Source organism: Azospirillum lipoferum 4B (assembly GCF_000283655.1).
In the GTDB taxonomy this organism is placed as follows: domain Bacteria; phylum Pseudomonadota; class Alphaproteobacteria; order Azospirillales; family Azospirillaceae; genus Azospirillum; species Azospirillum lipoferum_C.
Genome location: NC_016622.1, coordinates 1496845 through 1520985 on the forward strand (window position 1 = coordinate 1496845; position 24141 = coordinate 1520985).

The following is a 24141-nucleotide window of genomic DNA, read 5'->3' on the forward strand; positions in this document are numbered from 1 at the left end:
CGCCTTTCCGTATGACTCTCTGGGTCGCACAGGACAACAGCGGGCGGCCCCGGTATGTTTCCGCACCTCCTGCCGGGCTCAAGACGAATGACGGCTTGATGCGCGGCGACTCGCACGCAATGTCATGTGAGTGTCACCCGAGTCGCGACGGACAGGGCCGCGCGGCGGCGGGGGTGCCCTCAGGCCCTGCCATTGCGCGGGAGTTCGGTGTCATGCGGGTCGTCTCAACACCGGTCGCGCCGCGCTGGGCGGCGGGCATCCTGTTCCTTGCCTTCGCCCTCGCCTTCGGCCCGGCCCCGGCGGCCGAACCGGAGCAGCTGGACCCGGAGCGCGTCGTCCGCTCCGTCGTCGGCATCCGCGCCGTCGTGCCGCCCGACAGCCAAAGCGCCCGCAGCCTGGGAACCGAGCGCGAGGGAAGCGGCGTCGTCATCGACGGCTCCGGCCTGATCCTGACCATCGGCTACACGGTGATGGAAGCCTCGCAGATCCAGGTCACCGCCGCGGACGGGCGCAGCTATCCCGCCAACATGATCGCCTACGATCCCGTCAGCGGGTTCGGCCTGCTGCGGGCGGAGTTGGGATTCCAGGCGCCCTGGCTGCGGCTGGCCGATTCGTCGGCGGTGAAGGAAGGCGATACGCTGCTGGCGCTGAGCGGTGGCGACGGCCGCGGCGCCGCCGCCGTGAAGCTGGTCAGCAAGCGGGAGTTCGCCGGCTATTGGGAATATCTGCTGGACGAGGCGCTGTTCACCTTTCCGCCGATCCGCGCCTTCAACGGCGCCGCCCTGGTGAACCGCGAGGGCCGGCTGGTCGGCATCGGGTCGCTTCTGGTGATGGAGGCGATGGAGGGCCGCGGCCTTCCCGGCAACATGTTCGTCCCCATCTCCGCCCTGGAACCCATCCTGGCAGACCTGCTCGCCTACGGCCGGCGGCAGGAGCCGGCGCGTCCCTGGCTGGGCGTGACCCTGCGGGAGGAGATGGGGCGGCTGATGGTGGAGAAGGTATCGCCGCGCAGCCCGGCCGAATCGGCGGGCCTGCGCCCCGGCGACCTGATCGTCGGCGTGGGCGGGCAGCGCTTCAGCGGACTGGCCGATTTCTACCGCAAGCTCTGGGGCCTGGGGCCGGCCGGGGTGGTCGTGCCGCTGGAGGTGATGCGCGGCGCCACCCTGACCCCGGTGCCGGTGCCGTCGGCCGACCGGGTGCGGTTTCTGCGGCTGAACCCGACGCTGTGACCGGGCAATCCATCTCCGTGCCCGGCCGCGTGCTTGTCGGCGCCGGTCCGGCGGTGCACCCTGCCGGCAACAGCCATCCCGTGGGACCGCGCCGACCATGAATCATCCCGATATCGAGATCCTCGACAAGAAGACCCCCTATAAGGGCTTCCTGACCATCGACGTCTACCGCCTGCGCCACAAGAAGTTCGACGGGACCTGGACCGACGTGCTGCCGCCGCGCGAGGTCTGCGACCGCGGCCCGGCCGTGGGCGTTCTGCTATACGACCCCGACCGCGATACCGTGGTGATGATCGAACAGTTCCGCGTCGGCTCCGCCGCGGCGGGCGGCCCCGCCTGGATGACCGAGATCGTCGCCGGCATGGTCGGCGCTGGCGAGACTCCGGAAGAGGTGGCACGCCGCGAATCGCTGGAGGAGGCCGGCTGCGAGATCCGCGAGATCGAGCAGATTTGCGACTATTACGTCAGCCCCGGCGCCTTCACCGAGCTGGTCACCGTCTTCTGCGGCCGGGTCGACAGCCGCAACCTCGCCGCCACCGGCGGGCTGGAGGAAGAGCACGAGGACATCCGCATCATGGCCCTGCCGGCGGATGAGGCGATCCGCATGATGGACGAGAACCACCTGCGCAACTCCGTCGCCATCATCGCCATCGGCTGGCTCGCCCGCCACCGCGAGTCTCTGCGCAAGCGCTGGCTCCAATCCTGAACACGTCCGTATTTTCACACAGCCAGGACGTTCAATGCAGCATTTCACACCCTCATCTTGAAACCGCCGACCCGAGCCCTGATAGTATCGTCAGCATTCCACATCAGACCTTGGGAGTACCCGCCTTGGACATCCGCAACGGCTTCATCGGCGCCATCGGCAACACGCCGCTGATTCGCCTGGAAGGCCCATCGAAGGCGACGGGCTGCGAGATTCTGGGCAAGGCGGAGTTCCTGAACCCCGGCGGGTCGGTGAAGGACCGCGCTGCGCTCGCCATCGTCCGCGATGCCGAACAGCGCGGGCTGCTGCGCCCCGGCGGCACCATCGTCGAGGGCACGGCCGGCAACACCGGCATCGGGCTGGCCCTGGTCGGCAACGCGCTGGGCTATCGCACCGTCATCGTGATGCCGGAAACGCAAAGCCAGGAAAAGAAGGACATGCTGCGCCTGATCGGCGCCGACCTGCGCCTCGTCCCGGCGGTTCCCTATTCCAACCCCGACAATTACGTCCGCTATTCCGGCCGGCTGGCCGAGGAACTGGCGAAGACCGAGCCGAACGGCGTCGTCTGGGCCAACCAGTTCGACAACACCGCCAACCGCGAAGGCCACCGCACCACCACCGGCCCGGAGATCTGGGAGCAGACCGGCGGCAAGCTCGACGCCTTCACCTGCGCGGTGGGCAGCGGCGGCACGCTGGCCGGCATCGCCCTGGCGCTGAAGGCGCGGAACCCGAACATCCGCATCACGCTGGCCGACCCGATGGGCGCGGCCCTGTTCAGCTACTACACGAAGGGGGAGCTGAAGTCGGAAGGCAGCTCCATCACCGAAGGCATCGGCCAGGGCCGCATCACCGCCAACCTGGAAGACGCACCCATCGACGACGCGGTGCAGATTCCGGATGAAGAGGCGCTGCCGATCGTCTTCGACCTGATCAAGACCCAGGGTCTGGTTCTGGGCGGCTCGTCGGGCATCAACATCGCCGCGGCGATGCGGGTGGCGCGCGACCTCGGCCCCGGCCACACCGTGGTGACCATCCTGTGCGACGGGGGGCAGCGTTACCAATCGAAGCTCTTCAATCCTGACTTCCTCCGTGAGAAGAATCTTCCCGTGCCAGACTGGCTGGCCTGATTCCTTCCAAGGGAGCCCCAGGGAAGACATGGACGTGCTTTTCCGCGAGGACGCCTACGCCCGCAGTTGCATCGCCACCGTCGCCGCGGTGGACGAACGCGGCATCCGGCTCGACCGCACCGTCTTCTATCCGACCGGCGGCGGGCAGCCGGGCGACAGGGGGGTCCTGCGCTTCGACGGGCTGGAGGTCCGCATCAAGGACACGGTGAAGGGCGACGGCGGCCCCGACGACGTCATCCATGTGCCGGAGGACGGGCAGGATCTGCCCACCCCCGGCACGGCGGTTGAAGCGGTGATCGATTGGGACCGCCGGTACCGCCACATGCGCATGCACACCGCGCTGCACCTGCTGTGCGCCGTCGTTCCGGGATCGGTCACCGGCGGCCAGATCGGCGCGGACAAGAGCCGGCTCGACTTCAACGTCCCGGCCGAATCGCTGGACAAGGACGCCATCGCGGAGGCGGTGAACAGGCTGATCGCCGCCGACACGCCCGTCGGCACCCAGTGGATCACCGACGAGGAAATGGCGGCGAAGCCGGAACTGGTGCGGACCATGTCGGTGAAGCCGCCGACCGGCAGCGGCCGGGTGCGCCTGCTGAGCGTGGAAGGCGTCGATCTGCAGCCTTGCGGGGGCACCCATGTCGCCCGCACCGGCGAAATCGGCGGAATCGAGGTGACGAAGATCGAAAACAAGGGCAAGCAGAACCGGCGCATCGTCATCGCGCTGAAGGACTGACTGCTTATCCGACGATTCTCTGCCCGAACGATCCAATTCAAGGACGCGCAGCATGAGCGACAGCACCGTTGACCCGCTGACCGGCCCCGTCGTCTCCACCGACTGGCTCGCCCGCAACCTCGGCCGGCCGGGGCTCAAGCTGCTCGACGGGTCCTGGCACATGCCGGCCCTGAAGCGCGACATCCGGGCGGAGTTCGCCGCCAGCCATATCCCCGGTGCTCGACTGTGCGACGTGGACGAGGTGGCGGCGCCGGACACCCACCCGCTGCCCCACATGGCCCCGGACGAGCCGACTTTCGCCGCGAAGATCGGCGCGCTGGGCATCGGCGACGGCGACACGGTGGTGGTCTATGACACCGCCGGCATGGCGACCGCGGCGGCGCGCGTCTGGTGGCTGTTCCGCCTGTTCGGCTTCGACCGGGTGGCGGTTCTGGACGGTGGCCTGCCGAAATGGCTGGCGGAAGGACGCCCGACCGAATCGGGCGAACCCGCTCCTGCCCAACCGGCGAGCTTCACCGCGCGCAGGCGGCCGGACCTGATCCGCAGCGCCGATCAGGTGCTCGCCAACATCGATGCGAAGGCCGACCAAGTCACCGACGCCCGCGCCCAGCCGCGATTCGAAGGCGCGGTGACGGAGCCCTGGCCGGGCCGGCGCAGCGGGCGGATTCCCGGCAGCTTCAACCTGCCCCACACCGACCTGATCGACCCGGAAGCCAAGATCCTGCTGCCGCCGGACACCATCGCCGCCAAGGCGCGGGCCGCCGGGCTGAACCTCGACCGGCCGGTGGTCGCCTCCTGCGGCAGCGGCATCACTGCCTGCGTCATCGCGCTGGGTCTTGCCACCGCCGGCAAGCAGGATGTGGCGATCTATGACGGCTCCTGGGCCGAATGGGGCCTGCGCGAGGATCTTCCGCTGGAAACCGGGCCTTCGGAAGCCGTGGCGCGGCAGCCGTGACCGATCCCGTCACCGTCCGGCCATGCAGAGCGGAAGACCGCGACGCTGTCGTAGCGCTGTGGACGGCCTGCGGGCTGGTGGTGCCATGGAACGATCCGGCGGCTGATTTCGCGCTGGCTCTGTCGAAGGAGAATTCCACCGTCCTTGCCCTCTGTCTCGGCAACCGCATCGTCGCCACCGCCATGGTTGGCCAGGATGGACACCGCGGGTGGATCTATTACCTCGCGGTCGACCCCGCCCATCGGGGCAACGGCCTGGGCCGCCGCATGGTCGTCGAGGCAGAAAACTGGCTGGCGGCCACCGGAATGCCGAAGGTTCAGCTTCTGGTCAGAAGCACCAATGAACGGGTGCTGGCTTTCTACGAACACCTCGGCTACGTCAAACCACCCTCGACGTTGATGCAGAAATGGCTGACCAACCCTTCTCCCTGACCCGCCCCGACGTCTCCGCCGCCAGCCGGCCGGGCCATCTGCCGGTGATCGTCACCTATCTGCAGATGACCGCGCCGCCGGCCCACGAGCCGGTGCGCCAACCCAAAGGCAATTTGTCGCTGCAACGGGCGAATCCGCCGACCTGGTCCTTCTACCGCTATCTCTACGACACGGTGGGGGAACCCTGGCTGTGGCACGAACGCCGCCGCATGCCGCGCAAGGAGCTGGAGCGCTCGATCCTCGACCCGCTGGTGGAGGTTTGGGTGCTTTATGTCGACGGCACGCCCGCCGGCTTCGCGGAGCTGGACCGGCGGACCAGCGAAACCGATCTGTCTTATTTCGGCCTGATCCCCGACTTCATCGGCCACAAGCTCGGCCCCTGGCTGCTCGACAGCATCATCCGCAAGGCGTGGGAGGGCGGCGCAAAGAAGCTGCTCGTCAACACCTGCAGCTTCGACCATCCGAAGGCCCTGCCGCTCTACCAGAGCATGGGCTTCGTCCCCATCCGCCACGTCGCCCGCGAGGTGCGCGACCCGCGGCTCGACGGCGTTCTGCCGCGCAGCGCCGGGGAGCATATTCCGCTGGCGGGGTGAGGTTGGGGCATCGCCAGCCGACATCCCCCTCCCCCTTGACCACCCCAGCCACCCCGCCCCATCTACCGCGGAAGGCCGGAACCCACGTGTGGGCCGGTGCGTTCCTTTGGGCGAGGCGGAAGCTCCGCCGTGACGAGCGGGAGATGGGGCCTTGGTGGGCTGGATCATACGGACGCTGGTGCTGTGCTTCGTCGTCGGCTTCGTGCTGTCGTTTCTGAACATCAACCCGGCCAACATCCTGACCAACAGCTGGCAGACGGTTCAGGATATCGCAGCGCTGTTGGTCGAAGCCGGCGGCTGGGCCTTGCCCTATATCCTGATCGGTGCGGTGGTGGTGGTGCCGCTCTCGCTGCTCGGGCTGATCCTGCGCTGGAACCGCTCCCGTCCGCCTTCTTGAGAAAATCCTGAGTGCGGACAAAAAAACAGGAGGCACCGGAACCGGAGCCTCCTGTGAAACAGGGAGGGTTAGAGACAGCCATAGGTTTACGCCCTCGCCCGGCCGGCCGCGTTGATGCATGTCAACGGAGCGGCGCTTTTTGGCGGCAGCCCTGGCCGCAAAGAAAAACCGGAGACATCCATGCGGATGCTCCGGTTCAGTGATACAGGGAGGGTTAGAGACAAGACGGACCTTATCCCGAAACGGATATGCCTTTCGTTGATCTGCATCAAAAGCAGCGAAAATCACCGCAGCCCGATTGCCCCGCATCCCTCAACCGAGAATCTCGGCCAGCGCCACGACCAGCGCCTTGTTCTCCTCCTCGCGCCCGACGGTGATGCGCAGGCAATCGGACAGGCCATAGTCGGTGACCGGCTTCACCAAAATGCCGCGCCGGGCGAGATGGTCGATCACCGCCTGGGTGCCCAGCGACGGGTCGGTCGGCACGCGGGCCAGCACGAAGTTGCAGACGCTGGGATAGACGCGCAACCCCACCCGCTCCAACTCTCGCGACAGCCAGGGCAGCCACTGCGCATTGTGGGCGAAGGTCGCCTCCTCATGCTCCGCATCGCTCAGCGCGGCGGCGGCGGTCATTTGGGCGGGCAGCGAGACGTTGAAGGCGCCGCGAATGGCGTTCACCGCCTCGATCACCGTGGAAGGGCCGTATCCCCAGCCCACCCGCAGGCCGGCCAGTCCATGCATCTTGGAAAAGGTGCGGATCAGCATGACGTTGTCGGAATTTTCGACGATCTCCGTCCCGTCGCTGTAGTCCGGCATCCGGCAATAATCGGCATAGGCCGAATCCAGCACCAGAAGCGTGTGAGACGGCAGGCCGGCCCGCAGCCGCTGCACCGCGTCGGCCGGGATATAGGTGCCGGTCGGGTTGTTCGGGTTGGCGAGGAAGCAGATCCGCGTGCGCTCCGTCGCGCGGTCGATCATCGCCTCCACATCCACGACCATGTCGCGCTCCGCCGCGACGACCGCGGTGGCGCCGGTGGCACGAATCGCCTTGATGAAGCCGCGATAGCCGCGCTCGTGGCACAGCACCTCGTCACCGGGGCCGGCGAAGGCCTGGGCGACCAGATGGATCAGCTCCTCCGATCCGGCGGTGCAGACGATATGGTCGGCGTCGATGGAATGGCGACGCGCAATGGCGTGGCGCAGCGGATCCTGGTCCCAGTCGGGATAGCAGTGGATGCGGGCCGCCGCCTCGCAATAGGCATCGAGGGCAAGCGGGCTGGGTCCAAGCGGATTGTGGGTCAGGGACAGGTCGATCCACCGGCGGCCGTCGCGGGGCGGGCGAACGGGACGGTACGGCTTGATCTGGCCAACGCTGGGACGGGGGCTGAGCAGGTCCATAACCTCGGTCTCCGTGAGCGATTCGGTCGAACAGCACGTCAGGCGACCGATTGAACCGCAAACCGGTGCGCGGCGCCACAGGACATTGCGCCGCGCACCATGAGTCGAGGTGCTTTGTTTCCCAAAGGCGGACCGACGGGAATTGCCGGTCCGCAGCCGGGATCAGTGGTTCAGGATTTGGCTGAGGAACAGGCGCGTGCGGTCCGATTTCGGATTCGAGAAGAAATTGTCCGGAGTGTCCTGCTCGACGATCTCACCGCGGTCCATGAAGATCACGCGGTCGGCGACCGACTTGGCGAAGCCCATCTCGTGCGTGACGCACAGCATGGTCATGCCGTCCTCGGCCAAACCGATCATGACGTCCAGCACTTCCTTGACCATTTCGGGGTCGAGCGCCGATGTCGGTTCGTCGAACAGCATCACCTTCGGGCTCATGCACAGCGACCGCGCGATGGCGACGCGCTGCTGCTGGCCGCCCGAAAGCTGGCCAGGATACTTATGGGCCTGCTCGGCGATGCGCACACGCTTCAGATAGCTCATCGCGATCTCCTCCGCTTCCGCCTTCGGCTTCTTGCGGACCCAGATCGGGGCGAGCGTGCAGTTCTCCAGCACGGTCAGGTGCGGGAACAGGTTGAAGTGCTGGAACACCATGCCGACTTCGCGCCGGACCAGTTCGATGTTCTTCAGATTGTTGGTCAGCTCGATCCCATCGATGACGATGGTGCCCTTCTGATGCTCCTCGAGCCGGTTCAGGCAGCGGATCATCGTCGATTTGCCAGAGCCCGACGGGCCGCAGACAACGATGCGCTCACCCTTCTGGACGCTGAGGTCGATGTTCTTCAGGACGTGGAATTCGCCATACCATTTGTTGACGCCGGTGCAGCGGATGATTTCCTCGCCGCTGAGGACGTGCTTGGCCTTGGCGGTGCCCTGGGACATGGCCTGGGACATGTGACGTGGTCTCCCTTGACGGCGTGGATCTAGCGACGGTGGCCGCGATTGAGATCGCGTTCCAGCTTCTGGCTGTACTTGGACATGCTGTAGCAGAAGACCCAATAGATCACGCCGATGAACAGATAGGCCTCGCGGTAGAAACCGCGCCAGGACGGATCGGACAGCGCGGCCTTCGCGGTGCCGAGCAGGTCGTACAGGCCGATGATGATGACCAGCGAGGTGTCCTTGAAGAAGCTGATGAAGGTGTTCACCAGCGGCGGAATGGCGATGGCCAGCGCCTGCGGCAGGATGATCTTGCGCATCTTCTGCCAATAGGACAGCCCCAGCCCGTCCGCGGCCTCGTATTGGCCCTTGGGGATCGCCTGCAGGCCGCCGCGGATGGCTTCGGCCATATAGGCGGCGGCGAACATGATGAAGGCGATCTGCGCGCGCAGCAGCTTGTCGATCGACACGCCGTTGGGCAGGAACAGCGGCAGCATCACCGACGCCATGAACAGCAGGCTGATCAGCGGTACGCCGCGGATCAGCTCGATGTAGGTGACGCACAGCACCTTCACCGCCGGCATGTTCGACCGGCGGCCCAGAGCCAGCAGGATCGCCACCGGGAAGGCCACGGCCAGACCGATCACCGACAGGATGAGGGTCAGCGGCAGGCCACCCCACAGCGTGTTCTCGACATAGGTCAGACCGAGAACGCCGCCCCACATCAGCACGGCGACCAGCGCCAGCCCGGCGGCCCAGACAAGCCCGAGCCAGGGCTTCCAGAACCGGCGGTCGCAGCTGACGACCAGCAGCGCGATGATGACGCAGATCGTCACCAGCGGGCGCCACTGCTCATCCCACGGGAACATCCCGAACATGATGAAGCGCAGCTTCTCGCTGATGAAACCCCAGCAGGCGCCGCCGGCATCCTGCCGGCAAACGGTGGAGGCGGCATCGAACCCGTGGGCGCGGATCAGCAGCCAGTTGACGAAAGGCGGGACCGCCGACGCCAGAAGGGCAAGCACCAACAGCGTCAGGACGGCGTTGTACCAGGAGTTGAAAAGGTTGTTCCGCAGCCACGCGAGGGGGCCGACGGTGTTGGCCGGCGGACGCTCGTCCGGCAGGCCGACGCTTTGCACGTTGTCGGTCATGGCCGTTACCGCTCCACCAGCGCGATGCGCTTGTTGTACCAATTCATGAAGATCGAGATGCTGAGGCTGATGACCAGATAGGTGCCCATGATCATCGTCACGCCTTCGATCGCCTGACCGGTCTGGTTCAGCGTCGTATTGGCGATCGACACCAGATCCGGATAGCCGATGGCGAGCGCCAGCGAACTGTTCTTGGTCAGGTTCAGGTACTGGCTGGTCAGCGGCGGCACGATCACCCGCAGCGCCTGCGGCAGGATGACGAGGCGCAGAGTCGGGCCGCCGGGCAGGCCGAGCGCACGCGCCGCCTCAGTCTGGCCCCAGTTGACCGCCGTGATGCCGCTACGCACCACCTCGGCGATGAAGGCGGAGGTGTAGATGGTCAGGCCGGTCAGGATGGCGAAGAACTCGGGCGAGATTGCGACGCCGCCTGTGAAATTGAAGCCCGCCAGCTTCGGCATATCCAGCGCCATCGGCGCGCCGCCGGCGAGCCAGGTTAGCAGAGGCAGGCCGACGATCAGCCCGAGCCCGGCCCAGCCGGCCGGAAAGATCTGCCCGGTCCGCGCCTGCCGCGCCTTTGCCCAGCGCGATACCCCCCAGGCAGCAATGACGGCGACCAGCAGGGCGATACCCATGTTGACCCAGACGGGGTCGGGGGCCGGAACCGGTACGCGCAGGCCGCGCTGGGACAGGAAGACGCCCGGAACCGGATTCAATGCCTGACGCACCGGCGGCAGGCTTTCCGATACCAGGGCGTACCAGAAGAACAGCTGCAGCAGCGGTGGGATGTTGCGCACGACCTCGACGAAGGTCGAGGCGAGCTTGGCGATCAGCCAGTTGCTGGACAGGCGGGCGACGCCGATGATCGTGCCGATGATCGTCGCCAGGATGACGCCGATGATCGACACCTTCAGCGTGTTCAGCACGCCGACCAGGAAGGCTCTGCCATAGCTGTCCTTCGGCGAATAGTCGATCAGCGATTCGCCGATGCCGAAGGCCGCTTCACGCTCCAGGAAATCGTAACCGGTCGCGATCGAGCGCCGCGCGAGGTTGTCGAGCGTGTTGGAAATCAGGAACCAGCCGACCAGGACGACCGCGCCGACCACCAGGATCTGGTAGACGATGGCACGGAACGTCGGGTCGCTGAGGGAAAACGATACGCCACCCGGCGGCGGAGCGCCTTGGGTGGTCCGGGTCTCGGTCGCCACGGACTACTCTCCCCCAACCATCGCGCCCCATACGGTGCCCACGCGGTCCCGGACGTTCTTCCGGGCATTTCCCACACCGTAGGGGATGCGACATGTCTCCCAATGCGGTCCCCTGCGCGGGCGCTTCACCGGCACCCTTCGCGACCGCTCCTCAAAGAACCGGAAGGCCGCCCCCGGCAACGGGCCTGCGGGCGGCGCTTCAAACGGTGCCGTGCCTTACCGGAACGGCTGGGCGTACATCAGGCCGCCCTTGGTCCACAGCGCGTTCAGGCCACGCTCCAGCTTCAGCGGGGTGCCCGGACCGACGTTGCGGTCGAAGATCTCGCCGTAGTTGCCGACCTTCTTGACGACGTTGTAGGCCCACTTCTCGTCCAGGCCCAGAGCCTTGCCCATGCCCGGCGTGGTGCCGAGATAGCGCTGGATGTCCGGGTTCTTGGAGTTGGTGAACTCGTCGATGTTCTTGGAGGTGATGCCGAACTCCTCGGCCTGGATGGTCGCGAAGACCGTCCACTTCACGATGTCGAACCACTGGTCGTCGCCATGGCGCACGGCCGGGGCCAGCGGCTCCTTGGAGATGACTTCCGGCAGGATGACATGGTCGTCCGGAACCGGGGCGACGCCGGCGCGGGTGCCGGCCAGACCGGACACGTCGGTGGTCAGCACGTCGCAGCGGCCGGCGAAGTAGGCGGCGTTGACCTCGTCGTTCGATTCGATGACGACCGGGTTGTAGCTCATGCCGTTGGCGCGGAAATAGTCCGCAAGGTTCAGTTCGGTCGTGGTGCCGGACTGGACGCAGACGGTGGCGCCGTTCAGCTCCTTGGCGCTCTTCACGCCCAGCTTCTTCGGAACCATGAAGCCCTGGCCGTCATAATAGGTGACGGGGGCGAAGTTCAGGCCGACGGAGGTGTCGCGGGTCAGCGTGGCAGTCGTGTTGCGCGACAGCAGGTCGACTTCGCCCGACTGGATGGCCGGGAAGCGCTGCTGGGCCGACAGCGGGGTGAACTTGACCTTGTTCGGGTCGTTGAAGATGGCGACGGCGACGGCACGGCAATAGTCGACGTCCAGGCCGGTCCAGTTGCCGGCGCTGTCGGGGTTGCCGAAGCCCGGCAGACCGGCATTCACGCCGCACTGAACGAAGCCGCGCTGCTTGACGGTGTCGAGCGTCGCAGCACCGGCTGCGACACTGGCGGAAACGACCACGGCCGCTGCGGCGGCGGCCAGGAACCCTGACTTCATATTATGAACTCCACCCTGTTCTTGCGTTCTTCGCATTTGAGCGGTCTGACGACGCGCCTGACAACGCCGGCCGATTGCTCCCGACGGGCCGGCACCTGGGCCAACCCTGTGGGGATCGCGACGCAGCCATGCGCGTGGGACAAGAGTGCATCAAGTTGATCCGACTTGTCGAATCCTCTGTGCATCGGTGGTGTTACCAGAAGATCGCGACAGCGGGCGGCCCCCCCGACACAATCGGCGATGGCCGCAGGGCTCTCGGGATGACACAATGTTCGGCCGTGCCGCCATCGCCCCCGGGGAGGCAACCTCACCGATGGGCGACTCAATGCGGGCCGGATTACCGCTCCAGCCAAACGGACAGTCGATGAAGGACGTCACGCAGGACACGATTCTCGTTCATGCCGGCCGCGATCCGCGGAACAACCACGGCATCATCAATCCTCCAGTCTATCACTGTTCGACGGTGCTGTTCCCGACCCTCGACGCGCTGGAGGAAGGCGACCGTAACATGCTGTCAAGCGTGCATTACGGCCGCATGGGCACACCCACGACCTTCGCCTTCGAAGAGGCGGCGGCAGAGCTGGAAGGCGGCTACAAGTCGGTGAACACCGGGTCCGGCCTCACCGCCATCGCCATCGCGCTGTCGGCCTTCACCAAGGCGGGTGACCATGTGCTGATCACCGACAGCGTCTACAGCCCCACCCGCCGGTTCGCCAGGGAAACGCTGGCCCCCTACGGAGTGGAGGTCGAATACTATGATCCCTGCATCGGCGCCGGCATCTCGGCCCTGCTGCGGCCAAACACCAGCGTGGTCTTCCTCGAATCGCCGGGATCGCTGACCTTCGAGGTGCAGGACGTGCCGGCCATCGCCGCGGCGGCGAAGAAGGCCGGCGCCACGGTCATGATCGACAACACCTGGGCCACCCCGCTGTTCTTCCGCCCCTTCGACCATGGCGTCGACGTGTCGATCCATGCCGCGACCAAATACATGGTGGGCCATGCCGATGCGATGCTGGGCGTCGTCACCTGCCGCGACGAGGCGACCTGGACCGCGGTGAAGAAGGCGGCGACCCGTTTCGGCATCTGCGGCGGGCCGGACGACCTCTATCTCGGCCTGCGCGGCCTGCGGACGCTGGCGGTGCGCATGCGCCAGCATCAGGAAAGCGCGCTGGCACTCGCCGACTGGCTGGCGACCCGGCCGGAGGTGACGCGCGTGCTGCACCCCGCCCGTCCCGACTTCCCCGGCCATGCCCTGTGGAAGCGCGACTTCACCGGGTCGAGTGGCCTTTTCTCCATCGTCATCGACCAGGTGCCGCGCAAGGCGCTGGCGGCGATGCTGGACGGGATGGAGCTGTTCGGCATGGGCTACAGCTGGGGCGGCTTCGAAAGCCTGATCCTGCCGACGCGGCCGGCCGCCGTGCGCTCCGCCACCCGCTGGACCGATCCGGGGCAGGTTCTGCGCCTGCACGCCGGGCTGGAAAGTGCCGACGACCTGATCCGCGACCTGGACGCCGGCTTCCGCCGGATGGCCGCCGCCCTGTAAGCTGCGGACCTGTGAGGAGTGATTTGCCATGACGGACACACCGTCTCTTGAATCGGCGCCGTTCGAAGAGGTTCTGGCCGCCATCCGCTTCACCGCTGACGGGCTGGTGCCCGCCATCGCCCAGGCGGACGGCACCGGCGAGATCCTGATGATGGCCTGGATGAACCGCGATGCGGTGGTCGAGACGCTGTCGACCGGCCGCGTCTGCTACTGGTCGCGGTCGCGCGGCGGGCTGTGGCGCAAGGGGGAGACCTCGGGTCAGGTGCAGCGGCTGATCGATTTCAGGGTCGACTGCGACGGCGACACCCTGCTGCTGATCGTGGAGCAGGACGGTGTCGCCTGCCACACCGGACGGCGCAGCTGCTTCTATCGCGCCTGGCGCGACGGGCGGCTGGAGACCATCCAGGAGGTCGAGACCGATCCGGCCATCCTCTATGGCGGGCATTCGCACAGCCACGGCTGAGGAGGCGGACGGGGACGAGTCGCCACCGACGCGATGACGGTTCGTGAAAGATCGTTGATCCACATCAACGCCGCACCCCCGCCGAAGGGTATAGAAACCCTCTTGTCTCTAACCCTCCCTGTATATGACTGCACCGGGCGTTCCGATGAACGCCCGGTTATTTTTTGCCCGGCCGCCGGCTTCGCAGTCTCGGTCAACGGATGGCGCGTTTGCGCCGCCGAACCTCTTTCGGACGATCCGCTCCGTCACTGTCTTCCGACCGGGGCCTAGCGCCTTCCTTTGCGCAACATGCCCTTCGGCCCGACAAACGGTGTCCTTTTGCAAGCCGAAGCCTGTCCATATGGGGGAGAAAACCCGCTTTCCGTCTCAACAGCGACCCACAGCAAGTCACAGATGCATCAAAACAAGAAACATAATGGACAGGTTCTTTAATCAATCTATGAACATCTGTGTCATTTCATCAAATCCCCTTTGTATTGCCCCTTTATCGCTTTTCGACAACCCCGGACCCATGGTTAACATCTTGTTAATCGTTAACAAAACGTTAACGGCACTGATGGAGAGACGCCATGCGCCAGTTCTGGGGGACTTCGAACAACGACACCATGACCGGCACCGCCTCTGACGACCGTCTCGACGGTCTGGACGGGGACGACCGTATCAACGGCGCCGGCGGGAACGATCTGCTGTATGGCGAGCGCGGAAACGACTCGCTGATCGGCGGGCTGGGCAACGACAGATTCCACGGCGGCGACGGCAACGATTGGCTCGGCGATCCCTATGGCGGGAACGAGGCCGGGAATGACTCGATGTGGGGCGATGCCGGCAACGACCAGCTGTTCGGCGGCGAGGGCAACGACTGGCTGAACGGCGGCACCGGCGACGACATCGTCAAGGGCATGCGGGGCGACGACACCATGATCGGCGGCAGCGGCAACGACATGCTGTATGACAGCTACCGTGACGGCGGCGCCGACCTGTTCCAGCCGGGCACCGGCAACGACACCATGGTCAGCTTTGCCGACGGACTGGTGGACCGCTTCCTGATCGAACAGGCGACCGGCGGCTTCGGCACCGACACCATCAACTACTTCGAGAAGGGCGTCGACCAGATCGAGTTCCATGGCTATGCCGCTTGGGAGATGGCGATGACCAGCAACGGCTCGGCGACCACCTTCGCCTTCACCGACGGCTCGTCGCTGACGGTCGACCAGATCGGGCTCAGCTCCGGCCACGACTTCATCTTCACCTGAACCCTGTCCGGACGGAGGGCTTCCGCGGGCGATGGGGTCACCCCGTCGGCGCGCGGGACCTCCGGCACGGCTTGGACTGTTGTACTGGCGGACACACCTGCGCCCTTTGAAGGCGCGCCGCCAGAAGAAGGGCTGAGAATCGATGGACCGACGCCGCCATTCCCACCGACCGCGCCGCCTCCTGCTGTCGGTGCCCCTCCTGTCGGCATTGGCGCTGGGCGCCTGCGCCGCCTCCTCCGACATGGGCGGCGTGCCTTCGGCCGAGGTGGCGACCAGACCGCCGATCGAACTGGTCGGACTGACGGTGCAGACGCCGGACGGCCGCCGCATCCTGGGCAACGTCTCCGATCTGGTGATCGGGCCGACCAACCGGGTGGAGCAGGCGATCGTCACCGTCGGAGCCCCCCGTTACCCGACCGAGCACAAGGTGACGGTCAACAGCGAAAACCTGCGCTATGCCCACAACCGTCAGGCCGTGATCCTCACCGGCATGACGGTGGAGCAGTTCGCCGCCCTGCCGCCCACGGGCGTCAGCGACCGCATGATGTCGCTTGGGGGCGGCCCTGGGGGCGGGGCTCCCCTCGCTACCGGCGGAATGGCGCCGACCGACTGGGCAGGGGCCACCCAGCCCCGCTGATCTCTTCCGCTGACCCTTTCCCACTGGAAACGCACGCAAAAAAAGGGGGCCGGACGAACCGGCCCCCATTCTCGTTCAGGCTTCCGTTCAGGCTACCCGCCGTCACTTGCCTTGAAGCTGCTTCATGATGTCGTCGGCCTGATTGTTCTCCGGCTCGGCAGGAGCGCCGAAGGGCGGAGCCACGTCCTGGTTGTCGAAGGCCGGAATCTCGATCTTCACGTCGTCCAGGTTGATCGCCGGGCCCTTGTCGCGGCCGGCATCCACCAACTGCGGGAAGGAGATGACGAGCGCGACCATGATGAGCTGGATGACCACGAAGGGCACCGCACCCCAATAGATCTGGCCGGTGGTGATCTTCGCCACCTTCTTGCCGGTCACCTTGTCGATGTAATCCGTCTTCGGCGCGACGGATCGCAGGAAGAACAGGGCGAAACCGAAGGGCGGATGCATGAAGCTGGTCTGCATGTTGACGCCCATCAGCACGCCGAACCAGATCAGGTCGATGCCCAGCTTGTCGGCAACCGGCCCCAGCAACGGAATGATGATGAAGGCCAGCTCGAAGAAATCGAGGAAGAAGGCCAGCACGAAGACCAGGATGTTGCAGACGATCAGGAAGCCCAGCTGACCGCCCGGCAGGCTGGTCATCAGATGCTCGACCCACAGATCGCCGTTGACGGCGCGGAACACCAGACCGAAGACGGTCGAACCGATCAGGATGAACACCACGAAGGACGACAGCTTGGCGGTGGAGTCCATCGCCTGGCGCATCAGGCCCCAGCCGAGCTTCCGCTTGGCGAGAGCCAGCAGGATGGCGCCGGTCGCCCCCATGGCGCCGCCCTCCGTCGGGGTGGCGATGCCGAGGAAGATGGTGCCCAGCACCAGGAAGATCAGCACCAGCGGCGGCACCAGCGAGGTGATGACGCGCAGAAGCAGCTGGAAACCACGCAGCGTACGGGCCTCCGGCGGCAGGGCCGGCACCGCCGACGGGCGGATGATGCTGGTGAGCAGGATGTAGCCGGTGTAGAGGCCGGTCAGCACGAGGCCGGGGACCAGCGCGCCGGCATACATGTCGCCGACCGAGCGGCCGAGCTGGTCGGCCAGCACGATCAGCACCAGCGACGGCGGGATGATCTGGGCCAGCGTACCCGAGGCAGCGATGACGCCGGTGGCGATGCGGCGGTCATAGCCGTAGCGCAGCATGATCGGCAGCGAGATCAGACCCATGGAGATGACCGACGCGGCGACGACGCCGGTGGTCGCCGCCAGCAGAGCGCCGACGAAGATCACCGCATAGGCCAGGCCGCCGCGGATCGGACCGAACAGCTGCCCGATGGTGTCGAGCAGATCCTCGGCCATGCCGGAGCGTTCCAGGATCAGGCCCATGAAGGTGAAGAAGGGAATGGCCAGCAGCGTGTCGTTGCGCATGATGCCGAACACGCGTTCCGGCAGCGCCTGCATCAGCGCCGGGGTCAACAGTCCCAGCTCGATGCCGATCAGGCCGAACACGAGGCCGTTCGCGGCCAGCGCGAAGGCGACCGGGAAACCCATCAACAGGAATAGCACCAGGGCGCCGAACATCAGCGGCGCCATATTGGCGGTTACGAACTCGACCATCAGGGGCGCTCCCGGTCCTTAGGAATGGCTGTGCATCTTCTCGCCCGGCTCGTCACGATGGCCGGTGAGATAGGCGATGCGCTTGATCAGCTCCGACACACCCTGTGCGGTGAGCAGGAAGAAGCCGACCGGGACCAAGATCTTCGCGGGCCAGCGGATCAGGCCGCCGGCATCGCTCGACATCTCGTTGGTGAGATAGCTGTCCAGGAACATCGGCCAGGACAACACCATGATCAGGATCGTCATCGGGAACATGAAGACCAGGATCCCGAAGATGTCGACCCAGGCCTGTACCCGTTTGGAGAAGCGACCCAGGATGATGTCGATGCGGATATGTTCATTGCGCAGGAACGTATAGCCCGCGCACAGCAGGAACACTGCCGAGAACAGATACCATTGCAGCTCCAGCCATGCATTGGAGCTGGTGTTCAACCCATAGCGGATGAACGCGTTGGCCGAACTGACGATGACGGCGACCAGCACGAGCCAGTATGCCAGCTTGCCGATGCCCTCGTTCACGGCATCGATCAGCCCGCTTAGTTTGAGCAGACCTCTCAAAGGAGAAACCTCCCTGTTGCAGGGGGCGCGGTCTTGGCCGTCCCCTTTTGCTTTTGTTGCAGCCGAATAGACGCGGCAGGTCGCAACCCTCTCTCGGACGGAGGGTATACCAAAAGATAGGATTGGACGGGACTATTCCTTTCCGGGCATTGACCGGCAAGGGCTACGTTGGAGCTACGTAGAAACACGTAGATCGGATTGCGGTGCGGACCGGGTGCTGTGCGAACCGGGTCCCCGGCACCGGACCCGCGTCACTCGTCCGCCGGAATGTCCGCGGTGCGCCAGCCGTCCTCGCCCAGGCATTGCAGCGGGTGGAACTTCGCCTTGTAGGCCATCTTGCGGCTGTGGGCGATCCAATAGCCGAGATAGACATAGGGCATGCCGGCCAGCCGCGCCCGTTCGATCAGGCCCAGGATCATGAAGGTGCCGAGGCTGCGGCGATCCTGCGCCGCATCGTAGAAGCTGTAGACCGCCGAATAGCCATCCGACAGCCGGTCGGTCAGCATGCAGCCCACCAGCTGGCCGCGGTCGTCACGGGCCTCCAAGAGGCTGGTGTCCGCCCTGCCCTCGTCCACCATGGCGGCGAAATCGCCCATCGCCATCCGGGCCATGTCGGAATCGCCGTGGCGGGAGTTCTGGTAGAGCGAGAAAAGCCGGTATTGCTCGGACGTGGCGTAGGCCGGCCGCTCGGTCAGCGTTACCCCGCCATTCAGCTTCAGCACCCGCCGCTGCGACCGCGACGGCACGAACTCCGCAACCGGGACGCGCACCGGCACGCAGGCCTGGCAGTTGGGACAGACCGGGCGATAGACGATGTCATGGCTGCGGCGGAAACCGGCCCGCGACAGGGTGGAGTTCACCTCGGTCGCGTAGGGACCGATCAGGCGGGTGAACAGCTTGCGTTCCACACGCCCCGGCAGGTAGGGACAGGGCATGGGCCCCGACCGGAAGAATTGCTGCAGGGGACGCTGCGGCGGCTGGATGACCGACATTCTGACCGACAACCACCACGACAGTGAGGACGATACGGAGGAGCGTCGCCGCCCCTCCGCCGAACCCGCAGCTTACTGCGACTGGCTCTGAACCGCCAGAGGCGGCTGAACGCCGAAGAAGGCCTGGGCGATCTCCGTGGTGATGACGCTCAATTGCAGCTGGATCCAGTCGAGATACTCGTGCAGGCCGTCGCGCAGCACCGCGTCGATCGGACGGGACAGCAGGGCGGCAAGCAGTTCGTCCACCCGCTCCATCGCCGCCGACCCGCCGCGCAGGTCATAGCGGGAGCGCATCCGAGTCAGCACCCCGTCGATCTGCCGCACGCACATCACGACCGACCGCGGGAACCCTTCGTTGAACAGCATGAAGCCGGCGACCGTGGTCGGCGACATGCCGCGGGGATAGACGCGGCGGAAGGCATGATAGCCGGCGGTGCAGCGCAGCACCGTCGTCCATTGGCTGACGTCCAGCGTGGAGCCGACCTCGACCGGAGACGGCAGCAGCGTGTGGTATTTGATGTCGAGCAGGCGCGTCGTCTGGTCCGCCCGCTCGATATACTTGCCCATCTGGTAAAAGTACCAGCCCTGGTCGCGGTAGAAGGTGCCCTCGGTGATGCCGGTGTGGGTCTGGCATTCCTCCTTGATCCAGGTGCAGACCTTGGACAGGTTCTGCGTCGCCACGTCCTTGACCGACATCTCCAACAGCTTGTTGTGGAACACGTTGATCTGCGTCCACATCTCCGTCGAGATCCAGGGGCGCAGGGTCCGCGCGTTCTCCCGCGCCATCCGCAGCATCGACAGCAGCGAATTCTGGTTCTGCGCGTCGAACATGTAATAGTGGATCACCGCCTCTGCCGTCGGGCGGTCGTGACGGCTGAAGAAATCCTTCTCGTCGGCGTTCAGCTGGACGATGGAGAACCAGTTGGTGGCTCCGCGGGTGTCGCGCGCGAAGGTCTCGTGCACGTCCAGGATGCGGGCCAGATTCTCGGCCCGCTCCATGTAGCGGGCCATCCAGAAAATGCACTCGGCGTAACGGGACAGCAGGTTCATGCCGCACCACCTTCCAGAACCCAGGTGTCCTTGGAGCCGCCGCCCTGGGACGAGTTGACGATCAGCGTGCCCTTCTTCAGCGCCACGCGCGACAGGCCGCCGGGCAGGACCCAGGTGCTCTTGCCGGTGATGGCGAAGGGGCGCAGATCGACGTGGCGCGGCTCGATGGCGTCGTCGCAGACGGTCGGGCAGACCGACAGGTCGACGACCGGCTGGCTGATGTAGTTGGACGGATCGGCCAGCAGCTTGGTCCGGCAATCCTCCAGCTCCGCCTTGCTGGCGCGCGGGCCGATGGTGATGCCGTAGCCGCCGGCCTCGCCCACCGGCTTCACCACCAGATCGGCCAGATTGTCCAGCGTGTATTGCAGGGCGTCCGGCTCGCGGCAGATGCGGGTGTCGACGTTGGGGATGATCGGGTCCTGGTCCAGGTAGTATTTGATCATCCGCGGGACATAGCAGTAGACCGCCTTGTCGTCGGCCACGCCGGTGCCGATGGCGTTCGCCAGCGCGACATTGCCCTTGCGGTAGGCCTCCAGGATGCCGGGCACGCCCAGCAGGCTATCGGGGTTGAAGGCCTTCGGATCGAGAAAGGCGTCGTCCAGCCGGCGGTAGATCGAGTGGACCGGGGCCAGACCGTTGGTCGTCTTCATGAAGACGCGGTCGTTGTCGACCACCAGATCGCGCCCCTCGACCAGCGGCACGCCCATCTCGCGCGCCAGGAAGATGTGCTCGAAATAGGCGGAGTTGTAGGTGCCCGGCGACAGCAGCACCACCTGCGGGTCGTCGACCGGCGCGATCTCCACCATGGCGTCGAGCAGCTTGTGGCCGTAATTGTCCACCGGGCGGATGCCGATGTCCTGCATCAGGTCGGGGAAGACCCGCTGCATCATGTGGCGGTTTTCGACGACGTAGGAGACGCCCGACGGCACGCGTCCATTGTCCTCCAGCACCCGGAAGGTGCCATGGCGGTCGCGCACCAGATCGGTGCCCATGATGTGGATGTAGGTGTTGAAGGGAACGTCCAGCCCGATCATCTGCGGCCGGAAGTTATGGTTCCCTTCGACCAGATCCCGCGGGATCACCCCGTCCTTCAGGATCTTCTGGTCGTGATAGATGTCGTGCAGGAACAGGTTCAGCGCGGCGACCCGCTGGGTGACGCCCGACTCCAGATGCTTCCATTCCGGTGCGGAGATCACCCGCGGGATCACGTCGAACGGCAGGATGCGGTCGACGGCGTCCTTGTCGGAATAGACGATGAAGGTGATGCCGAGATTGTAAAGCTCGCGCTCCGCATCCTGCGCACGTCGGCGCAATTCATCGAAATCGAGTGCGGCCAGCCTCTGGCGGATCAGCGCCGTATGTTCGGCCGGTAAATCCATGGCTCCGAACAATTCGTCGAAGTACAGGCCAGGATTGTAGGATGACAAAAGGTCGGACGGTTTGCCCTCGGGTACGCTCACAGACTCCCCCGCGCTTGTATCTGACCGATCATCGCGGGCCGGGCGGCATCGCCCCGGCCATGTCGCATTGTGCAGGAAGTATGACCCATCGCCGCGCGCTTTGAACAGGGCAAACGCGTGCGCCGTTGTGCGACGCGATCACAAAGCAAGAAATCGGACGCGGACGATTCCGGAAATTAGCGCCAAAGTACCGGTGGCGCGAACCCCCTATCGTGCTTTGGTGGCACCCGCGGCGGCATTGGGAGCGGCGGTATTGCCGGACTGGCCCCCGGCAGCGGGAGCCGCCTGGGTTTCGCGCAGCAGGACCATGGTGATGCGCCGGTTGCGCGGGCTGTTGGGCTGATCGGCGACCAGCGGGTCGCGGTCGGCCTTGCCGACGACATCCTGGATTCGCACCGGATCGATGCCGCCGGCCAGCAGGGCGCGGCGGGTGGCATTCGCCCGCTCCGTCGACAGGTCCCAGTTGTCGCGGCCCGACCCGGCCGGGAAGGGGGTGGAGTCGGTGTGGCCGCTGATCGACAGCTTGTTGGGCAGCTTGGACAGGGCCTTGGCCACCTGCTGCACCAGTTGGCGGGTCTGCGGATACATCTGGCCGGAACCACCGGGGAACATCGACACGCGGTCCTGGTCGACGATCTGGATGCGCAGGCCTTCCGGCGTCTGGTCGATCATCAGGTTCTGGGCCAGCGGCTCCAGTTCCGGCACCGACTGGATGGCCTGACGGATCTCGGTCGCGGCCTGCTGGAACTGACGGGCCTCCTTGGCCGCACCCTGCAGGCTCTCCATCGCCTCCTTCACCCGCTCACCGAAATCGGACAGCTTCTCGCCGGGCTTCTGGCCGGGAATGCCCAGCTGCTTGGCAAGTTCCTCCATCCGCTTCTGGAATTCGGCGCGGGTCTCATTCGGCTTCTGGTCGGCGACATCGGCATCCGCCGCGGCGCCGTTGGCCGCGGCCTCCGTGCCGGACTGGCCGGGACCGGTGCCCTGGCCGGGGCCGGCGGTGGATTCGGTCGGGTCGTCGGCGTCGTCGGTCTGCTGCGAGGAATAGCCGGGCGGTCCCGAAACCGGCACGTCGGCGGACATGGGCGAGCTGGGGGAGATCTGTGCGCCCGGCACCGTGATGGTCTTGCCGCCCAGCATGCCGCCGGAGCCCGACTGTTCCCGGCTGACCGAAACGGGCGAGAAATAGTCGGCGATGCCCTTGCGCTGGTCCGACGTGGTGACGTTCAGCAGCCACAGCAGCAGGAAGAAGGCCATCATCGCGGTCACGAAGTCGGCATAGGCGACCTTCCACGCGCCGCCATGATGGCCGCCGTGCCCGCCCTTCTTCTTCTTGATGATGATCGGCCGCTCGTTGCCGCCGGAATTCCCGCTCATGCCCTGGCCGTGGCGAATGGTTCGCAGCCCGAAGGCCGATTTTCGCGCGCGGCGCCCCGACGGAAGCCGCAGTGGAAGCAGCGGCCGTCCGCCGCGGCAAAACCCTGACCGGGTTTCATTAAGATCCGTTTAACGACGTTGCCGGGGGCGACGGAGAGGCGGAGATGCGGCTTGCGCGGGGTGGCGTGCTGGATTAATTCCGGCTATTTCCTACTTTGAGTGTCACCTTCGCCGGCTCCAAGGCCGCCGGCAGTTGCCCTGCCCTGTCATCCCCTCCACTTTGGCCCGCATCACAGGACGTCATGACCACCGAACAGCCGATCGATCCGCTTGCGTTCCGTTCCGCCCTCGGCTGCTTCGCCACCGGGATCGCCGTCATCACCACCATCGCCCCCGACGGGCTGCCGCTGGGGGTCACGGTGAATTCCTTCTCGTCGGTGTCGCTCGATCCGCCGCTGGTGCAGTTCTGCCTGGGCCGGGCGGCGATGTCCTTCGAAGCCTTCAACGTCGCGCCGCATTTCGCCGTCAACATCCTGGCTGCCGACCAGGAGGATCTGTCCAACCGCTTCTCCCGCCGCGACCTGCAGGAGCGTTGGGCCGGCCTGGAAACCACCACCGGCCGCGGCGGCGTGCGCCTGCTGGCCGGCTGCCTCGCGACCCTGGAATGCGACCGCGAGCATCTGCTGGACGGCGGCGACCACGTCATCGTGCTGGGCCGCGTGCGCAAGCTGACCTCGCGCGAGGACGGCGACCCGCTGCTGTATTTCCGCGGCCGCTACGCCCGTCTGGGCTGATTTGGTGAGTTCCTACCCGGCCGCGCGGTGAAGGTCGCGGCCGGTCAGGTGGATGTTGGCGTCGGGGTCAAGGGCGCGCGCCAGGATGCGCTGCTCGGTCGCCCGTTCGAACAGGGTGCGGTTCATGCAGACCTGCTGAACCGCCTCGTCCGGCTTCGGCGTATGGCCGACGATGCCCTGCAGGGTGCGGCGGGTGACGAAGACCCGGCCCAGATATTCCCCGACCTGCACCGGAAACTCCACGGCATCGGCCTCCTCGTTCCAGAAGGGCTCGTCGGGAAACAGGAAAATGGGCATCGG

Annotated in this window: 25 protein-coding genes; 13 read left to right on the forward strand and 12 right to left on the reverse strand. The window is 65.9% G+C overall.

Translation table 11 applies throughout. From position 1 onward, the window contains the following. Positions 1–212: 212 nt before the first annotated feature. From AZOLI_RS06890 to AZOLI_RS06925, 8 genes are all read left to right on the forward strand, one after another. Positions 213–1229 (forward strand): S1C family serine protease, encoded by a 1017-nt coding sequence (locus AZOLI_RS06890; RefSeq protein WP_014247879.1) that lies wholly within the window; start codon positions 213–215, stop codon positions 1227–1229. Between the two features lie 97 nt (positions 1230–1326). Beyond that, a complete protein-coding gene (locus tag AZOLI_RS06895) occupies positions 1327–1935 on the forward strand; it encodes an NUDIX domain-containing protein (protein WP_014247880.1) in 609 nt (202 codons plus the stop codon). A 125-nt stretch (positions 1936–2060) separates the two neighbouring features. After that, positions 2061–3062, forward strand: coding sequence for a cysteine synthase A (locus AZOLI_RS06900; protein ID WP_014247881.1), 1002 nt, complete (start codon positions 2061–2063; stop codon positions 3060–3062). A gap of 28 nt (positions 3063–3090) precedes the next feature. Continuing rightward, positions 3091–3798, forward strand: coding sequence for an alanyl-tRNA editing protein (locus tag AZOLI_RS06905; protein ID WP_044549816.1), 708 nt, complete (start codon positions 3091–3093; stop codon positions 3796–3798). A gap of 52 nt (positions 3799–3850) precedes the next feature. Next, a complete protein-coding gene (locus AZOLI_RS06910) occupies positions 3851–4753 on the forward strand; it encodes a sulfurtransferase (RefSeq protein ID WP_014247882.1) in 903 nt (300 codons plus the stop codon). After that, positions 4750–5184 (forward strand): GNAT family acetyltransferase, encoded by a 435-nt coding sequence (locus tag AZOLI_RS06915; protein WP_014247883.1) that lies wholly within the window; start codon positions 4750–4752, stop codon positions 5182–5184. Before AZOLI_RS06910 ends, AZOLI_RS06915 begins: the two co-directional genes overlap by 4 nt. Continuing rightward, a complete protein-coding gene (locus AZOLI_RS06920; RefSeq protein ID WP_014247884.1) occupies positions 5160–5777 on the forward strand; it encodes a GNAT family N-acetyltransferase in 618 nt (205 codons plus the stop codon). The genes AZOLI_RS06915 and AZOLI_RS06920 overlap by 25 nt, the downstream gene beginning before the upstream one ends. A gap of 154 nt (positions 5778–5931) precedes the next feature. Continuing rightward, a complete protein-coding gene (locus AZOLI_RS06925) occupies positions 5932–6174 on the forward strand; it encodes a hypothetical protein (protein ID WP_236783757.1) in 243 nt (80 codons plus the stop codon). Positions 6175–6486: 312 nt separating this feature from the next. On the opposite strand, the gene AZOLI_RS06930 is transcribed toward AZOLI_RS06925, so the two are convergent. The 5 genes from AZOLI_RS06930 to AZOLI_RS06950 all read right to left on the reverse strand — a co-directional run bounded on the left by AZOLI_RS06930 (position 6487) and on the right by AZOLI_RS06950 (position 12100). Beyond that, a complete protein-coding gene (locus tag AZOLI_RS06930) occupies positions 6487–7572 on the reverse strand; it encodes a pyridoxal phosphate-dependent aminotransferase (protein WP_014247887.1) in 1086 nt (361 codons plus the stop codon). Between the two features lie 162 nt (positions 7573–7734). Continuing rightward, entirely contained in the window at positions 7735–8523 is a 789-nt protein-coding gene (locus AZOLI_RS06935) for an amino acid ABC transporter ATP-binding protein (RefSeq protein WP_014247888.1), read from the reverse strand. A 29-nt stretch (positions 8524–8552) separates the two neighbouring features. Then, on the reverse strand, positions 8553–9659 hold the full coding sequence (locus AZOLI_RS06940; RefSeq protein WP_014247889.1) for an amino acid ABC transporter permease: 1107 nt from the start codon (positions 9657–9659) through the stop codon (positions 8553–8555). Between the two features lie 5 nt (positions 9660–9664). Then, positions 9665–10864, reverse strand: a complete 1200-nt coding sequence (locus AZOLI_RS06945) for an amino acid ABC transporter permease (protein WP_014247890.1) — start codon at positions 10862–10864, stop codon at positions 9665–9667. A 216-nt stretch (positions 10865–11080) separates the two neighbouring features. Beyond that, a complete protein-coding gene (locus AZOLI_RS06950; RefSeq protein ID WP_014247891.1) occupies positions 11081–12100 on the reverse strand; it encodes an amino acid ABC transporter substrate-binding protein in 1020 nt (339 codons plus the stop codon). 364 nt (positions 12101–12464) lie between these two features. On the opposite strand from AZOLI_RS06950, the gene metC reads away from it, so the two are divergent. The 4 genes from metC (at position 12465) to AZOLI_RS06970 (ending at position 15996) form a co-directional block, all read left to right on the forward strand. Continuing rightward, positions 12465–13643, forward strand: a complete 1179-nt coding sequence (gene metC, locus AZOLI_RS06955) for a cystathionine beta-lyase (protein ID WP_014247892.1) — start codon at positions 12465–12467, stop codon at positions 13641–13643. A 28-nt stretch (positions 13644–13671) separates the two neighbouring features. Then, on the forward strand, positions 13672–14106 hold the full coding sequence (hisI, locus tag AZOLI_RS06960) for a phosphoribosyl-AMP cyclohydrolase (RefSeq protein WP_014247893.1): 435 nt from the start codon (positions 13672–13674) through the stop codon (positions 14104–14106). 569 nt (positions 14107–14675) lie between these two features. Then, complete coding sequence (locus tag AZOLI_RS06965) at positions 14676–15359, forward strand: calcium-binding protein (RefSeq protein ID WP_014247896.1); 684 nt, start codon at positions 14676–14678, stop codon at positions 15357–15359. A 142-nt stretch (positions 15360–15501) separates the two neighbouring features. Continuing rightward, on the forward strand, positions 15502–15996 hold the full coding sequence (locus AZOLI_RS06970; RefSeq protein ID WP_014247897.1) for a PRC-barrel domain-containing protein: 495 nt from the start codon (positions 15502–15504) through the stop codon (positions 15994–15996). A gap of 102 nt (positions 15997–16098) precedes the next feature. Here AZOLI_RS06970 and AZOLI_RS06975 read toward each other — a convergent pair whose 3' ends face one another. The 6 genes from AZOLI_RS06975 to AZOLI_RS07000 all read right to left on the reverse strand — a co-directional run bounded on the left by AZOLI_RS06975 (position 16099) and on the right by AZOLI_RS07000 (position 23047). Next, complete coding sequence (locus tag AZOLI_RS06975; RefSeq protein WP_014247898.1) at positions 16099–17610, reverse strand: TRAP transporter large permease; 1512 nt, start codon at positions 17608–17610, stop codon at positions 16099–16101. An 18-nt stretch (positions 17611–17628) separates the two neighbouring features. Beyond that, positions 17629–18168, reverse strand: a complete 540-nt coding sequence (locus tag AZOLI_RS06980) for a TRAP transporter small permease subunit (RefSeq protein ID WP_014247899.1) — start codon at positions 18166–18168, stop codon at positions 17629–17631. A gap of 251 nt (positions 18169–18419) precedes the next feature. Beyond that, positions 18420–19160 carry an arginyltransferase gene (locus tag AZOLI_RS06985; protein ID WP_014247900.1) on the reverse strand — a complete coding sequence of 247 codons (741 nt, stop codon included), beginning with the start codon at positions 19158–19160 and terminating at the stop codon, positions 18420–18422. Between the two features lie 72 nt (positions 19161–19232). Continuing rightward, positions 19233–20210, reverse strand: a complete 978-nt coding sequence (locus tag AZOLI_RS06990) for an alpha-E domain-containing protein (RefSeq protein WP_014247901.1) — start codon at positions 20208–20210, stop codon at positions 19233–19235. Then, complete coding sequence (locus AZOLI_RS06995; RefSeq protein WP_244442452.1) at positions 20207–21589, reverse strand: circularly permuted type 2 ATP-grasp protein; 1383 nt, start codon at positions 21587–21589, stop codon at positions 20207–20209. The genes AZOLI_RS06990 and AZOLI_RS06995 overlap by 4 nt, the downstream gene beginning before the upstream one ends. Before the next feature lie 288 nt (positions 21590–21877). Next, on the reverse strand, positions 21878–23047 hold the full coding sequence (locus tag AZOLI_RS07000; protein WP_014247903.1) for a flagellar motor protein MotB: 1170 nt from the start codon (positions 23045–23047) through the stop codon (positions 21878–21880). A 302-nt stretch (positions 23048–23349) separates the two neighbouring features. Here AZOLI_RS07000 and AZOLI_RS07005 point away from each other — a divergent pair, with 302 nt between their 5' ends. Then, positions 23350–23841, forward strand: a complete 492-nt coding sequence (locus AZOLI_RS07005; protein WP_014247904.1) for a flavin reductase family protein — start codon at positions 23350–23352, stop codon at positions 23839–23841. 12 nt (positions 23842–23853) lie between these two features. Here AZOLI_RS07005 and AZOLI_RS07010 read toward each other — a convergent pair whose 3' ends face one another. Beyond that, positions 23854–24138, reverse strand: a complete 285-nt coding sequence (locus AZOLI_RS07010) for a DUF1488 domain-containing protein (protein WP_014247905.1) — start codon at positions 24136–24138, stop codon at positions 23854–23856. Positions 24139–24141: the final 3 nt, after the last annotated feature.

Coding starts and splice junctions, on each gene's coding strand:
- AZOLI_RS06890 (WP_014247879.1), top strand. CDS start 213: ATGCGGGTCGTCTCAACACCGGTCGCGCCGCGCTGGGCGGCGGGCATC.
- AZOLI_RS06895 (WP_014247880.1), top strand. CDS start 1,327: ATGAATCATCCCGATATCGAGATCCTCGACAAGAAGACCCCCTATAAG.
- AZOLI_RS06905 (WP_044549816.1), top strand. CDS start 3,091: ATGGACGTGCTTTTCCGCGAGGACGCCTACGCCCGCAGTTGCATCGCC.
- AZOLI_RS06910 (WP_014247882.1), top strand. CDS start 3,851: ATGAGCGACAGCACCGTTGACCCGCTGACCGGCCCCGTCGTCTCCACC.
- AZOLI_RS06920 (WP_014247884.1), top strand. CDS start 5,160: ATGGCTGACCAACCCTTCTCCCTGACCCGCCCCGACGTCTCCGCCGCC.
- AZOLI_RS06930 (WP_014247887.1), bottom strand. CDS start 7,572: ATGGACCTGCTCAGCCCCCGTCCCAGCGTTGGCCAGATCAAGCCGTAC.
- AZOLI_RS06935 (WP_014247888.1), bottom strand. CDS start 8,523: ATGTCCCAGGCCATGTCCCAGGGCACCGCCAAGGCCAAGCACGTCCTC.
- AZOLI_RS06940 (WP_014247889.1), bottom strand. CDS start 9,659: ATGACCGACAACGTGCAAAGCGTCGGCCTGCCGGACGAGCGTCCGCCG.
- AZOLI_RS06950 (WP_014247891.1), bottom strand. CDS start 12,100: ATGAAGTCAGGGTTCCTGGCCGCCGCCGCAGCGGCCGTGGTCGTTTCC.
- metC (WP_014247892.1), top strand. CDS start 12,465: ATGAAGGACGTCACGCAGGACACGATTCTCGTTCATGCCGGCCGCGAT.
- hisI (WP_014247893.1), top strand. CDS start 13,672: ATGACGGACACACCGTCTCTTGAATCGGCGCCGTTCGAAGAGGTTCTG.
- AZOLI_RS06965 (WP_014247896.1), top strand. CDS start 14,676: ATGCGCCAGTTCTGGGGGACTTCGAACAACGACACCATGACCGGCACC.
- AZOLI_RS06970 (WP_014247897.1), top strand. CDS start 15,502: ATGGACCGACGCCGCCATTCCCACCGACCGCGCCGCCTCCTGCTGTCG.
- AZOLI_RS06975 (WP_014247898.1), bottom strand. CDS start 17,610: ATGGTCGAGTTCGTAACCGCCAATATGGCGCCGCTGATGTTCGGCGCC.
- AZOLI_RS06985 (WP_014247900.1), bottom strand. CDS start 19,160: ATGTCGGTCATCCAGCCGCCGCAGCGTCCCCTGCAGCAATTCTTCCGG.
- AZOLI_RS06990 (WP_014247901.1), bottom strand. CDS start 20,210: ATGAACCTGCTGTCCCGTTACGCCGAGTGCATTTTCTGGATGGCCCGC.
- AZOLI_RS06995 (WP_244442452.1), bottom strand. CDS start 21,589: ATGGATTTACCGGCCGAACATACGGCGCTGATCCGCCAGAGGCTGGCC.
- AZOLI_RS07000 (WP_014247903.1), bottom strand. CDS start 23,047: ATGAGCGGGAATTCCGGCGGCAACGAGCGGCCGATCATCATCAAGAAG.
- AZOLI_RS07005 (WP_014247904.1), top strand. CDS start 23,350: ATGACCACCGAACAGCCGATCGATCCGCTTGCGTTCCGTTCCGCCCTC.
- AZOLI_RS07010 (WP_014247905.1), bottom strand. CDS start 24,138: ATGCCCATTTTCCTGTTTCCCGACGAGCCCTTCTGGAACGAGGAGGCC.